The sequence below is a fragment of the Pseudomonas sp. NPDC096950 genome (assembly GCF_044762525.1).
GTDB lineage: Bacteria > Pseudomonadota > Gammaproteobacteria > Pseudomonadales > Pseudomonadaceae > Aquipseudomonas.
This window is the reverse complement of record NZ_JBIWEL010000028.1, coordinates 35,525-48,093: the sequence shown is the minus strand read 5'-3', so window position 1 is coordinate 48,093 and position 12,569 is coordinate 35,525. Positions and strand designations below refer to the sequence as shown.

Genomic DNA, 12,569 nt, shown 5'->3' with positions numbered 1-12,569 from the left:
GTTCGCCGGATGCAACTTATCGCAACAGTTCGATGTGCAGGCCAGAGCCCTCGACGCTGCCGGTTTCCATGCGCGCCGCGCGTACGCCCAGGGCGATCAGCGCTTGGCGCCAGGCTTCGGCCTTGGCCCCGGAAACACTGACCCGCAGCGTGGTATCCAGGTTCAGGCCACGGGAAATCAAACGCAGCCAAGTGTCGTCGGGATCGGCACTGAGTTTAGGGAAGTCGAGCTCACCGGTGCTTTTGAGCTGGCGCAGCAGGGTGGCCGAGGTCGGCAACAAATCCCCCAGCGGCGCTGCCGAGTCAAACTGTTCAACGTGCAGGTAGGCTTTGCGATTACCGCGGGTGATGCTGTAGAGCGCCACCAGCGAATTGTCGTTGGGCGCCGCCAGTCGCAGCAGCAAATACGCTTGTTGCTCATCGGCGCCATAAAGCTTGGAGTTGCCGAAGACTTCGTTGGCCCACAGGCTGCTTTCGCCGCAATCACGGGCCTGGCACCAGAACAGCAATTCGGCGCCCTGCTTCTGCAAGGCTTCGCGGGCGGCGGTAAACGCTTCGGTGGAGGAATGTTCCGGCGGCAGCTCGTAGGTCACCGAGGTGGTTTGGCCACGGGCGCTGACTTGACCGTCGAAGCGCAACTGGCCGCTGATCTTGCGGATCGAGCCCAGCGGATAGATCCGCTCAAGCTCCACCGGTGGGCGATAGTCGACAATCTGCGCATCGGCCAGGCGTGGCACGATCGGCAGGTCCTGGCTGCCCGGAATATCGGCAGCAAACAACAAAGGGCTGAAACAACACAACGCCAACAGGCTGAGTGAACGCTTAGGCAGGCTCATCGGATCAGCATGGCCTGGGCGACCTTGAGGCCATTCGGGGTCGCAGCGGTGTAGAGATCTTTCATGGTTGTCTCCGATTTCAACCCGCCCAGCCTCGACAGTTGCCCGGCGCAAGTCAAGGAACGGCGAAGAACCGATTGAAACAGTCTGCGACAAGGTCGGCACCGGTCTCGTCATTCAGGTGCAAATGATGGCCACCTGGCAGCTGTTCACGGCTAAAGGGTAGACGCTCCAGCAATTCGGGATGTTTGGCGAGCATGCCGTCAGCCGCCACCACCAGCAGCGTAGGACAAGTGATGCGCTGGACGAAAGCCATGGCTTGTTCTTGCGTAAGACGCAGCGGCGATGGCAGCGTCAGGCGGCTGTCCGTGCGCCAGGTGTAACCGCCCGGCACCGGCATCAGGCCCCGTTGCGCCAACAGTTCGGCGGCTTCGCGACTGACCGCCACCAGGCCTTTCATCCGCGCTTCGATGGCCCGGTCCAGCGTGTTGTACACCGGTTTGCGTTTCTCCCGCAGGTCCAGTTGCGCTTGCAGGGCCATGCCCATGCGCTCGGCCGCATTTTCGCCTTTGTCTGTAGGAGGAATGACGCCATCGATCAAGGCCAGATGCGTGACCCGCTCCGGCATCGATCCGGCGATGATCAACGAAGCAATCGCGCCCATGGAGTGGCCCAGCAGCGCAAACTTCTTCAGTCCAAGCTGTTCGGCGACTTGCAGCACGTCGTGGGCGTAATCCCACATCGCGTAGCCGGCGCCAATTGGCCGGTGCCCGGAGTGGCCATGACCGGCCATGTCCAGGGCGATGATGCGCAAGCCTTTGAGTTTTGGCGCCAAGCGGGCAAAGCTGTTGGCGTTGTCCAGCCAGCCGTGCAAGGCGATTACCGGCAAGCCATCCTCCGGGCCAAACAGATGCGCCGCCAACTCGATGTGCGGCAGGCTCAGGCGGACTTCTTCGACGACGCTGCTCATGCGCAATCCTGCTGGCGGCGACCTTCCCAGCGGCTGAACAGGTTTTTCAGCAGCGTGGCGGTGTCCTGGGGACGTTCGAGGGGAGACATGTGGCCGCCGGGCATGGTCAGGGATTCGCCCAACGGCATGCGCCCGACGGAGCTGGCGTGATGACGCATGACCACGCGGCTGTTGTTACCGCGCACCACCGCCAACGGTACTTTCAATTGCCGTGCACGACCGGGGCTGGTGTGGGGTACGCCACGGTAAATGCTGATTTCCGTGGCCGGGTCGAAGCGCAGGCGCAGTTTGTCGCCGACCTTGTGCAAACCGTGTTGCAGGTAGGCGTCGAAGCATTCCGGGTCGAAACCGCGAAACAGGGTTTTGTCGGCGAAATAGCGGCGGGCACTCTCCAGGTCGGCAAACTCTTCGCGCCGGCCCAGAGTGCGACCGGCCGGTGTCAGGCGATCGATGAAACCGAAACGCTTGGCGGCGAGGATGACCCATTGATCGGCACGGGTCAGCACCGGCGAATCGAGCATCACCACACCGCGATATAACTCGGGGCAACGCAGGGCCGCGTGCAGGTGCAACACGCCGCCGAAAGAATGGCCGACGCCCCAGACCGGTTCCGATTGGCGCTTGAGGTGATGGATCAGCTCGTCCACCAGGTTGCGCCAGTTGTCATCGGCCGGGAAACGCGGGTCATGGGCATGCTGCTCCAGATGCGTCACCTGATATTCAGGCGCCAACGCCGCGAACAACTTGCCGTAGGTCCCCGAAGGAAAGCCATTGGCGTGGGCGAAAAAGATCTGCTGCGACATACCGGTCAATCCATGGGCGAGAAACGTGCGTTGATTGTCCGTAAGACGGTGGACGACAGCAATGACTGTAACTGACAGGAAGGGTGACAGTCCGGCCAGCGCTATGACGCATATCCCTGTAGCAGCTGGCGAAGCCTGCGTTCGGCTGCGAAGCAGCCGCCAAGTAAAATTACTCGGCATATCTGATGTACCGCGTACTCAGGTTTTACGACTGCTGCGCAGCCGAACGCAGGCTGCGCCAGCTGCTACACAGGGCCGCGTATCAACGGGAGGGCGGATTCTCCCCTAACGGCACCACCGCCATGGTCAACCGCGACACGCAACTGGCCTTGCCTTCATCGCTGGTCAAGCGGATATCCCAGACATGGGTCGTGCGGCCGATATGAATCGCCTTGGCCACCGCCGTCACCCGCCCGCTGCGCAAACCGCGCAGGTGGTTGGCGTTAATTTCCAGTCCCACGCAATAAAACTTGCTGGCGTCGATGCACAAATAACTGGCCATGGAGCCGACCGATTCTGCCAGCACCACCGAGGCGCCGCCGTGCAGCAGGCCATATGGCTGGTGCGTGCGATGGTCGATGACCATGCTCGCGGTCAGGGACTCGTCGTCGAAGCTTTCGAAGCGGATATCCAGCACTTCGCCGATGGTGTTTTTCTGGATGGCATTCAATTGTTCAATGTTCGGAGCGGTACGCCACAGACTCATCGCTGACTTCCTTTATTGATGTTGTTCGTCGCTCAATCCTGCCACAGCACCGCTTCGTTGCGCTCGCTCCATTCTTCAAAACGGGCGCCGTATGCCGCTTCGATCACATTGCGCTTGATCTTCAGGGTTGGTGTGAGGAAGCCGTTTTCCACCGCCCAGCTGTCCTTGACCACCACCAACCGGCGCAAGCGTTCATGTTTGTCGAGGGCGGCGTTGACCTCTTCCAGGAGCTTTTCCAGGCTGGAATGCAAGGCATTGCGCGCCGAACTCGCCGCGTCCTGCAAACCTACCGCCGACAACACACAAAGCCCCAAAGGCGCGCTCAAGCCATCGCCGACCACGCACACTTGCTCGATTCGCGAATGCACCGCCAGGCGATTCTCGATCGGTGCCGGGGCCACATATTTGCCTTTGCTGGTCTTGAAGATTTCCTTCAGGCGCCCGGTCAGGCGCAGGTTGCCTTCGGCGTCTTGTTCGCCCTTGTCGCCGGTGCGCAGGAAGCCGTCCTCGGTGAGGGTGTCGGCGGTTTTCTCCGGTTCCTTGAAATAGCCGAGCATGGTTGCACCGCTGCGCACCATGACTTCGCCCGTCTCGGCGATCCGCACCTCGACCTCCGGGCAGGGCTTGCCGATCCAGCCGGGTTTGTCATCTCCCGGGCGGCCGATGTGCGAGTAGCCACAGCTTTCAGTCATGCCATACACCTCCAGCACGTCCAGCCCCAGTTTGCGATACCACTGCAACAAGGTCTGCGGCACCGGGGCGGCGCCGGACAAGGCAATGCGCAACGCATCCAGCCCCAGCCCGGCAAGGACTTTGTGCCCGACCCGCTTGCCGATGATCGGCAGACCGAGCAGGAAGTCGAGGCGTTTTGCCGGGATCTTGCTGTACACGCCCATCTGGAATTTGGTCCAGATACGCGGCACGCCGAACATCGCGGTCGGCCGGGCGCGTTGCAAATCAGTGAGGAAGGTGTCGAGGCTCTCGGCAAAGAACACGGTTTGTCCGGTATAGATCGACGCGAGTTCGACGAACATCCGCTCGGCGACGTGACACAGCGGCAGGTAGGACAGCAGGCGATCCGACTCATCAAGACCGAACAACTGCGTGCCACGGGTAGTGGCGAAGCCGAGGTTGCCGAAGCTGTGCATCACGCCTTTGGGCAGCCCGGTGGTGCCGGAGGTGTAGATGATGGTCGCCAACTGCTCGGCGGCAGGTTTCGGGTCATCCTGGATCGGCGAGCTCTTGAGCAAATCATCCCAGCTGAAAGTGAAGGTGCCCGGCGGATGCAGGGGCAGGCTGATGGTCGGCAGGTCGGGGCTGACCCCTCGGGACATGCCGGGCCAGTCATCGAGCTTGCCGATGAACGCCAGTGCGGCTTCGGAATGTTCGAGCACTTGGGCGACGGATTCAGCGGTGAGGTTGGGGTACAGCGGCACCGACACGTGGCCAGCCATCCAGATTGCCAGGTCGGCGATGATCCAGTGGGCGCAGTTTTTCGAGATCAGGGCAATGTGGCTGCCCTGGGGCAGTTCCCGGGCGCGCAACCAGTGCGCGGCGCAGCGGGCCTGATGGCCGACGTCCTCCCAGGTCAGGGTTTCGACCTGGCCACCGCCCAGCGGCTGGACCAGAAACCGTTGGCGGGGATGGCGGGCTTCACGCTCGTAGAACACGTCCAGCGGCAAACGAAAGGCAGCAGACATGCGGCTTGCTCCTGTGTTTTTGGTCTGGAGCAAGCGTAGTCAACCAAGCAAGTGCTTGGTTAACTATTTCACACAAAAAAATGGTTCGATGCGGTCCCCTGTGGGAGCGGGCTTGCTCGCGAAGAGGGCGTGTCAGTCGACATCAATGTTGTCTGACACACCGCTTTCGCGAGCAAGCCCGCTCCCACATTGATCCGGTTCCTTCAGGGGCTATGGGTGCTTGATGCCCTTGAGCTTCATCGCCCCCGCCAGCGGCCACTCGCCTTCGAGCTCGGCCAGGCCCGCGGTTTTCACCGCTTCCGGGTCCTGCACATGCCCGTGCTGCAGGTAACCCAGCAGGTTGCCCACCAGCGGGTTATGGCTGACCAGCAACGCGTGATCGACCGACACCAACTGCTCGGCCACCGCTTGCGGGCGATTGTCCGGGGTCAGCCACTCGACGGTGCGGATCTCGGGGGCGAACCCCAGCGCCGTGCGCACAATTTCCGCGGTCTCCTGCGCGCGCAGGTACGGACTGGCATAGATGGCCGTAATCGGCCGGCCGATCAACTCGGCGGCAGTGCGCAGTACTTCTTCACGCCCGTGGGCGGTCAGTGCCCGCTCGGAGTCCGGACGCGTGCCGTGTGGCTCGGCTTCACCATGACGCAATACCCAGAGTTTCATAGTTTCGGTTCCTCATCTCGAACCGGATGGGGAGCAGGCGCCACCACGTGCGGCGCTTCACCTTCCGGTGTACGCGGCGTCGGCCAGTCGGCGAACGGCCAGGGCTTCTGGTCGCTGTGAAACGTGCCGAAACGACCGATCTGCGCCAGGAACTGGCTCAGGCTGTCGCCGAAGTTCATCAGGCTGGCGCTCGGGGCGCCATAGATCAAACGATAGATCAACTGCACCAGCACCACCGCGCCGAGGATGAATTGCGCCACTTGCCAGACCAGCAAGAAGACGATCATCCACAACACCCGCAGCAGGATGGACTCGTACTTGGCTTCCACTTTCGGATCGTTCATATCCCGTACTCCCTGCCCCTGGATTAAGTAATCAGTTGAAACCACTGGTGGAGATAAAGTCGACATCGGTCTTCGGTTCGGCGCGCATTAACAGTTCGATCACCTGCTCAAGCGTGCGCCCTTCAAACAGAATCGCATGCAGTCCGGCGACCAGCGGCATGTACACCCCCGCTTCCTGGGATTTGGCCTTGAGCACTTTCAGCGTGTTCACGCCTTCGGCCACTTCACCCAGGCGCGTCACCGCTTCTTCCAGACTCAAACCCTGGCCGAGGGCAAACCCGACCTGGTAATTACGGCTTTTCGGCGACGAGCAGGTGACGATCAAATCACCCACGCCCGCCAGACCAAGGAAGGTCATCGGGTTGGCGCCCTGATTCACCGCAAAACGGGTCATTTCCGCCAACGCCCGGGTGATCAGCATGCTCTTGGTGTTTTCACCCATGCCCAGCGCCACCGCCATGCCGGCGATGATCGCGTAGACGTTTTTCAGCGCCCCGCCCAGCTCCACGCCGTAACGGTCGGCGCTGGCGTACACGCGAAAGGTACGACCGTGCAGCGCTTCCTGGACCCGCGCGCACAGTTCTTCGTCTTCGCTGGCGACCACCGTGGCGGTCAGTGCGTGCTCGGCGATTTCGCGGGCCAGGTTCGGCCCGGACAACACGCCGATACGGGCTTGCGGCGCGATCTCTTCGAGAATCTCGCTCATCAACTTGAAGGTGTGGGCTTCGATGCCTTTTGTCAGGCTCACCAGCAGTTTGCCGCTCAAGCGTTCGGCGTGCGGGGCCAGTACCGAGCGCAACGCGCTGGACGGCAGCGCGACGAAGCACAGGTCGCAGGCCTCCAGCGTTGCTTGCAGGTCAGTGACGGCTTCCACGCCCGGCAAAATCTTGATGCCTTTGAGGTAACGCGGGTTCTCGCGATTGACCCGGATGGCCTCGGCCTGTTCGGGGTCACGCATCCACTGCCGGACTTGAAGCCCGTTCTCGGCCAGAAGATTTGCCACGGCGGTACCAAAACTTCCGCCTCCCAGGACCGCAATTGGGCGCTGTTCAGTCATATGCAATCCGTTAATCCATACCAGTGGCGATGCCGGCATTATACGGAGCGGCCCAGTGGCGGCCAGCCCCCGCATCAATTACCGACACTTGTAGGAAGAAGACCAACAAATCCTAGGAAAATGCCCGTAACGTGACTGGAAAAGTCACTGAGCTCGGTTAACATGCGCGCCACTTAATCGCTATCAAGGCTGTGTCGTGTCTTTTGGCCCTTCCTCACCTCGTTCGTCGCTGGTCCTGGCGCTGATGTTCAGCCCGGCCTTGCTGGCTGATGATCTGTTCCTCGACAACGAGCCGCTGCCCCAGGTGCTGACGGCCACGCGGCTGAAACAGTCGCCGGCCGCCGTGCCGGGGAGCATGACGGTGCTCGACAGCGAGCTGATCAACGCCAGCGGCGCCCGGGACATCAGCGAGTTGCTGCGGCTGGTGCCGGGGATGATGGTCGGCAACATCAATGGCAACCAGGCGGCGGTGAATTACCACGGCACCAACGCCAGCGAAGCCCGGCGCATGCAGGTGCTGATCGATGGCCGTTCGGTGTACCGCGCCGGCCTGGCCACGGTGGACTGGAGCGATATTCCGGTGGCCATGGAAGACATCGAGCGCATCGAAGTCTTTCGCGGCCCGAACACCGTCAGCTATGGCGCCAACGCGCTGATGGCGGTGGTCAACATCATCACGCGCAACCCGGCGGACAGCCACGGCACGCGGTTGAAAGTGACCCGGGGCCAGCGCGGCATCGATGATTTCTACGCCAGCCAGGGCACCGGTTGGGACGGCGGCGATCTGCGTTTGTCGTTGTCCGGACAGCAAGACGATGGCTTCGATTCGGATCGCACTGGCGCCGATTATCGCGACAGTCGACGCTTGAACCGTTTCAACCTCGCCGTCAGCCAGACGCTCAATGAGAGCCAAAGCATCGACTGGCAATTGAATGCCAAGGACGGCACCAACCAGCGGCCCTACACCTACCGCCCGGTGTTCTCCGGGATTACCGCCGCCGGGAACAATTCCGACGTTGTCGCCAAGGATTACGCTGGTTCCCTGCGCTGGAACCTCGACATCAATCCCGATCACAGCCTGTATATCCAGGGCTCGGCACAGCACTGGGATCGCCAGCAGACCTGGCGCGCCTGTGACGCTGAGGTATCGTTCAGCCCGCAGTTGACGGACCTGTGGCAACTCAACCCGAACTACGCCGAACGCCTGGCACGCAACATGGATCGCTATACCGGCCCCGGCGCACCGGCGGGCACTGCGGCGGAACAGGCGTTGGGCAATCAAGTGCTGGAGCAATGGAAAAACGGCGCCCGCCGAACCCTGTGCGGCGACATCGACCAGAGTGCCCGGGAATCGCGCTACGACCTCGAATTGCAGGACACCTTGAGCCTGTCCGATAGTCTGCGACTGGTCAGCGGCATGAACTATCGTTACGACCGGGCAGATTCCGAGACCTACTTCAATGGCACGCTCGACGACACCACGTGGCGCACGTTCGGCCAACTCGAGTGGCGCGCCAGCGAACACTGGTTGCTCCAGGGCGGCGCCATGTTCGAAGACACGCAATTGACCGGCAGCTCATTGACCCCGCGGGTGGCGGTCAATTACCTGATCAACCCGCGCCATGGCTTGCGCGCGGTGTATTCCGAAGCCATTCGCTCCCCGGACATGTTCGAGAACAACGTGAACTGGAGCTACCAGGTGACCAACCTGCGGCCCAGCGCCTATGGCCAGACCAGCGCCCGTTACTTCGTGAAGACCCGTGGCCCCGGCGACCTCGACAAGGAGCGCATGCGCTCCCGGGAACTGGGCTACAACGGCGTCTTCGCCGAGCTGGGCCTGGCGGTGGATGTGAAGCTGTTCTACGACGAAATCACCGGCATGATCAGTGAGCCGTTGCGCAACAACCAGTACATCGCCAGCAACGCCAACGACTCGCGGTTCACCGGGGCTGAAACCCAACTGGACTGGCACGTCAGCAGCGCCGATCGGCTGCGCCTGACCTATGCCTACGTCGATGCCAAGGCCAGCAATCCGCTGGACCAACAGCAGACCGCGCGCAACAGCGGCTCTGCGGGTTGGTTGCGCGACTGGGGCCAGGGCTGGAACAGCGCGCTCTTCTACTATGGGGACGACGCGCTGAACGGCTACCGCTTCGAACGGATCGACACGCGCATCGCCAAGCGTATCAACCTGGGCAAGGCCAACCTGGAACTGGCCGGCGTGCTGCAACAACGCCTCGACAATCAGCCCACCACCTTCGTCGACAATAATTACGACGAGCGCCGGGTGCTCTACTTCAGCGCGGAGCTGGCGTTTTAGATGCAGCCTCAGTCACGGAAGACGCCAACCCTTGGCCGATTGCTGGCCGGGTTGTGCCTGGTCGTCAGCGCACTGCTGTGCAGTCTGCCGGCCAGCGCCGTGGAGATTCTGTTGACCGGCGCCGAAGACAGCCCTGGCGTGCAATCCTTCACCCAGGCCTTGAGCGAGTTGCGTCCCACCGACAGCGTGCGTTTCCAGCCCCTGGCCAGCCTGCCGGCGCCGGGAAAATTGCCCACCGGCACGCGCCTGATCCTGCTCGACCTGCCGAGCCTCGACTGGCGTCTGCAAGACAACCAGGGGCCGGCGACGCTGGTGTTGCGCATCAGCCGCCTGCAAGCGCGGCAACGCCTGAACAATGAGCTGCCAAACCACTTGAGCCTGTTGTGGAGCGATCCGCCACTGGAGCGGCAATTGCGCCTGACCCGGTTGATCCTGCCCCAGGTTCGTCGCGTTGGCGTGCTGTATGACCGGCACAGCGAGTTTCTCTTGAAAGAACTGCGCCTGGCCGCCCTGCCCCTGGGCCTTGAGATCGTCACCGAACCCTGGGACAACACCAATGACAGCCGCCCGCTACAGACATTGCTGAAAAACAGCGACGTGCTCCTGGGCCTCGACGACCCCGACCTGTACAACCCGAAAACCGCGAAAAACCTGCTGCTCAGCAGCTATGCCCGGCAGATGGCGCTGATCGGCCCCAACGCCGCTTTCGTCAAGGCCGGCAGCCTGGCCAGCACCTACAGCGACCAGAGCGACTGGCTGGCGATTCTCGACGATTTGCTCGACCGGCCACCGGCCAGTTGGCCACGCACGCTCTACCCCAGGCACTTCAAAGTCTTAAGCAATCCACAAGTGGCTCGTTCATTAGGTATTGAACAGATGAATGAAGCATCTGTCGCAACAACGTTGGCCGAAGGAGAAAGCCGCCCATGACCTTCCGACGCCGTTGGGACATCAACACTCGCACTCAAATTATCAGCCTCGGCCCTGCCCTGTTGCTGACGTTGCTGTTGATCAGTTTCTTCACGTTCGTGCGAATCCAGGACCTGCGCCAGGAACTCAACCACACCGGTCAACTGATCGCCAACCAACTGGCGCCGGCCACCGAGTACGGGGTGATTTCCGGCAACAACGACGTGCTGGAAAGTTTGCTCAAGGCCACGCTGGCCACGCCGAACGTGCGGTTCCTGGAAGTGCAGGACAACGCCAACCGGATTCTGGTGTACGTCGAGCAACCGTCGGAATCCCACAACCGCTCGCAGCAAGTCGAGGTGTTCCAGGCGCCGGTGCGGCTGCAACGGATTGCGCTGAACAATGACTTTTTCCAGAACACCCGCACGTCGATCAGTGCGCCGAGCGAAGATTATCTGGGGCGGGTGATCGTCGGCCTGTCCAACGACGCCTTCAGCCAGCGCCAGCAGGAGATCCTGTTCAAGGCCGGGATCCTCGCGTTGTTCGCCCTGCTGTTTACCTTCCTGCTGGCCCGACGCCTGGCAGGCAGTCTGTCGCAACCGATCCGCGACATCGGCAACGCGGTCAAGGCGATCCAGAAAGGCGACTACACCACGCCGCTGCCGATCGTCGATGACACCGAACTGGGCGCTCTGTCGCAACACATCAATAACCTGGCCGAAGGTCTCGAACAGGCCAGCCGCGAACAGCATCAAGCCATGTCGCAGTTGATCCAGACCCGCGAGGAAGCGGAAAAGGCCAACAACGCCAAATCCGATTTCCTGGCGATGATGAGCCACGAACTGCGCACGCCCATGAATGGTGTGCTGGGCATGCTGCAATTGCTCGAAACCACCGACATGACCGAGGAGCAGGTCGAATACGCGGCGCTGGCCTCGGAGTCCACCGAACACCTGCTCAAGGTGATCAACGACATTCTCGACTTCTCGCGCATCGAGCGTTCGGAACTGGAGCTGGAGCATATTCCGTTCAACCTCGCGGACCTGATCGGCAGTTGCGCCCAGTCCTTCCAGCACAGCGCGGCGCAACGCAAGCTCGACCTTGAGCTGTTGGTCCCCAACGACATGCGCGCCTTGCAGGTTCAGGGCGATCCGACGCGGATCCGGCAGATTCTGGTCAACCTGATCGGCAACGCGCTGAAATTCACCGAACAGGGCCGCGTGTCCATCGAGCCGCAGTGGCAATCCCTGGATCACGAATTGTTGTGGTTCACCTGCACCGTGCGCGACAGCGGCATCGGAATTTCGTCCGAAAGCCTGGAATTGATGTTCAACGCGTTCCAGCAGGCCGACAGTTCCATTTCAAGACGTTACGGCGGCACCGGGCTGGGCTTGCCGATTGCCCGCACCCTGGCCGAGCGCATGGGCGGTACGTTGCGCGCCCAGAGCGAAGAGGGTCGCGGCTCGGTGTTCACCCTGGAAATCCCCTTGGCCCTCTATAAGCAGGCGCTGCCGGAACTCGCGCCGCCACGGGTGCCGACGGGCAAGGGCCATGGCGAAGGACGCAATGTGTTGCTGGTGGAGGATAATCCGGTCAACCAGACGGTGATCGAAGCAATGTTGCGCAGTCTGGGCTTTACTGTGAGCGTCGCCACCGATGGCGCGCAGGCGGTACGCAGTGCCGAGAGTCTGATTTTCGAGGCGATTCTGATGGACTGCCGATTGCCGGTCATCGACGGCTATGAAGCCACCCGACAGATTCGCCAACTGCCCGGCTGCCTGGACCTGCCGATCATCGCCCTGACGGCCAACGCCTTGCAGGGGGACCGCGAAGCTTGTCTCACGGCGGGCATGAACGATTACCTGGCCAAGCCGTTCAAACGCACTGATCTGCAGCAAATTCTGCAGCGATGGGTGCAGTAGTGCTGTCCTTTCGGCTATCTGCGACTGGCGTGAAAGGCGAAAGTGCGGCAGTCTTAGGCACCCGAACAGGCCCGAAAAGGGGCTTGAATAATAATTTCAGTGCACAAGTGTACATTCATGTCCTTGGTGCTGTGACTTTCACCACAACGCAATAGTCTATGAGTAGGCTGTCGACTCGAGGCATGAACGCTTCGATCGGCCGGGAAGATTTGCCCCACCCTGCCGCACGGGACTATTGAGGAGCTCGCATGACCAAACAAAACGCCTTTACTCGGGAAGACCTGCTGCGCTGCAGTCGCGGTGAGCTGTTCGGCCCAGGTAACGCGCAACTGCCCGCCCC

General features: G+C 61.6%; 11 protein-coding genes and 1 pseudogene. 4 read left to right on the top strand and 8 right to left on the bottom strand.

Translation table 11 applies throughout. The features are described 5' to 3' along the window. Positions 1 to 16 precede the first annotated feature (16 nt). From ACIQY3_RS29545 to ACIQY3_RS29510, 8 genes are all read right to left on the bottom strand, one after another. A complete protein-coding gene (locus ACIQY3_RS29545; RefSeq protein WP_403026962.1) occupies positions 17 to 835 on the bottom strand; it encodes a DUF4892 domain-containing protein in 819 nt (272 codons plus the stop codon). 115 nt (positions 836 to 950) lie between these two features. Continuing rightward, positions 951 to 1,805: an alpha/beta hydrolase gene (locus ACIQY3_RS29540; RefSeq protein ID WP_403026959.1), complete on the bottom strand. Its 855-nt coding sequence runs from the start codon at positions 1,803 to 1,805 to the stop codon at positions 951 to 953. Continuing rightward, positions 1,802 to 2,608: an alpha/beta fold hydrolase gene (locus tag ACIQY3_RS29535; protein WP_403026956.1), complete on the bottom strand. Its 807-nt coding sequence runs from the start codon at positions 2,606 to 2,608 to the stop codon at positions 1,802 to 1,804. The genes ACIQY3_RS29540 and ACIQY3_RS29535 overlap by 4 nt, the downstream gene beginning before the upstream one ends. Positions 2,609 to 2,870: 262 nt before the next feature. Continuing rightward, positions 2,871 to 3,314, bottom strand: a complete 444-nt coding sequence (locus ACIQY3_RS29530; protein WP_403026953.1) for a hotdog fold thioesterase — start codon at positions 3,312 to 3,314, stop codon at positions 2,871 to 2,873. A gap of 32 nt (positions 3,315 to 3,346) precedes the next feature. Further along, the gene (locus tag ACIQY3_RS29525) at positions 3,347 to 5,014 is read right to left on the bottom strand and encodes an AMP-binding protein (RefSeq protein ID WP_403026950.1); all 1,668 of its coding nucleotides are present in this window, start codon (positions 5,012 to 5,014) and stop codon (positions 3,347 to 3,349) included. Positions 5,015 to 5,224: 210 nt separating this feature from the next. Then, positions 5,225 to 5,677, bottom strand: coding sequence for a phosphohistidine phosphatase SixA (gene sixA, locus ACIQY3_RS29520; RefSeq protein ID WP_403026945.1), 453 nt, complete (start codon positions 5,675 to 5,677; stop codon positions 5,225 to 5,227). Continuing rightward, complete coding sequence (locus tag ACIQY3_RS29515; protein ID WP_403026942.1) at positions 5,674 to 6,021, bottom strand: DUF4389 domain-containing protein; 348 nt, start codon at positions 6,019 to 6,021, stop codon at positions 5,674 to 5,676. The genes sixA and ACIQY3_RS29515 overlap by 4 nt, the downstream gene beginning before the upstream one ends. 31 nt (positions 6,022 to 6,052) lie before the next feature. After that, on the bottom strand, positions 6,053 to 7,078 hold the full coding sequence (locus ACIQY3_RS29510; protein WP_403026939.1) for an NAD(P)H-dependent glycerol-3-phosphate dehydrogenase: 1,026 nt from the start codon (positions 7,076 to 7,078) through the stop codon (positions 6,053 to 6,055). Positions 7,079 to 7,274: 196 nt separating this feature from the next. Between ACIQY3_RS29510 and ACIQY3_RS29505 the strand changes: the two genes are divergently transcribed. The 4 genes and pseudogenes from ACIQY3_RS29505 to ACIQY3_RS29490 form a co-directional block, all read left to right on the top strand. Beyond that, a complete protein-coding gene (locus ACIQY3_RS29505) occupies positions 7,275 to 9,398 on the top strand; it encodes a TonB-dependent receptor plug domain-containing protein (protein WP_403026936.1) in 2,124 nt (707 codons plus the stop codon). Further along, positions 9,399 to 10,328 carry an ABC transporter substrate-binding protein gene (locus tag ACIQY3_RS29500; protein ID WP_403026934.1) on the top strand — a complete coding sequence of 310 codons (930 nt, stop codon included), beginning with the start codon at positions 9,399 to 9,401 and terminating at the stop codon, positions 10,326 to 10,328. Then, a complete protein-coding gene (locus tag ACIQY3_RS29495) occupies positions 10,325 to 12,229 on the top strand; it encodes an ATP-binding protein (RefSeq protein WP_403026931.1) in 1,905 nt (634 codons plus the stop codon). Before ACIQY3_RS29500 ends, ACIQY3_RS29495 begins: the two co-directional genes overlap by 4 nt. 248 nt (positions 12,230 to 12,477) lie before the next feature. Then, positions 12,478 to 12,569: pseudogene (locus ACIQY3_RS29490) on the top strand (beta-hydroxydecanoyl-ACP dehydratase); the annotation flags it as partial.

Coding starts and splice junctions, on each gene's coding strand:
- ACIQY3_RS29545 (WP_403026962.1), bottom strand. CDS start 835: ATGAGCCTGCCTAAGCGTTCACTCAGCCTGTTGGCGTTGTGTTGTTTC.
- ACIQY3_RS29540 (WP_403026959.1), bottom strand. CDS start 1,805: ATGAGCAGCGTCGTCGAAGAAGTCCGCCTGAGCCTGCCGCACATCGAG.
- ACIQY3_RS29535 (WP_403026956.1), bottom strand. CDS start 2,608: ATGTCGCAGCAGATCTTTTTCGCCCACGCCAATGGCTTTCCTTCGGGG.
- ACIQY3_RS29530 (WP_403026953.1), bottom strand. CDS start 3,314: ATGAGTCTGTGGCGTACCGCTCCGAACATTGAACAATTGAATGCCATC.
- ACIQY3_RS29525 (WP_403026950.1), bottom strand. CDS start 5,014: ATGTCTGCTGCCTTTCGTTTGCCGCTGGACGTGTTCTACGAGCGTGAA.
- sixA (WP_403026945.1), bottom strand. CDS start 5,677: ATGAAACTCTGGGTATTGCGTCATGGTGAAGCCGAGCCACACGGCACG.
- ACIQY3_RS29515 (WP_403026942.1), bottom strand. CDS start 6,021: ATGAACGATCCGAAAGTGGAAGCCAAGTACGAGTCCATCCTGCTGCGG.
- ACIQY3_RS29510 (WP_403026939.1), bottom strand. CDS start 7,078: ATGACTGAACAGCGCCCAATTGCGGTCCTGGGAGGCGGAAGTTTTGGT.
- ACIQY3_RS29500 (WP_403026934.1), top strand. CDS start 9,399: ATGCAGCCTCAGTCACGGAAGACGCCAACCCTTGGCCGATTGCTGGCC.
- ACIQY3_RS29495 (WP_403026931.1), top strand. CDS start 10,325: ATGACCTTCCGACGCCGTTGGGACATCAACACTCGCACTCAAATTATC.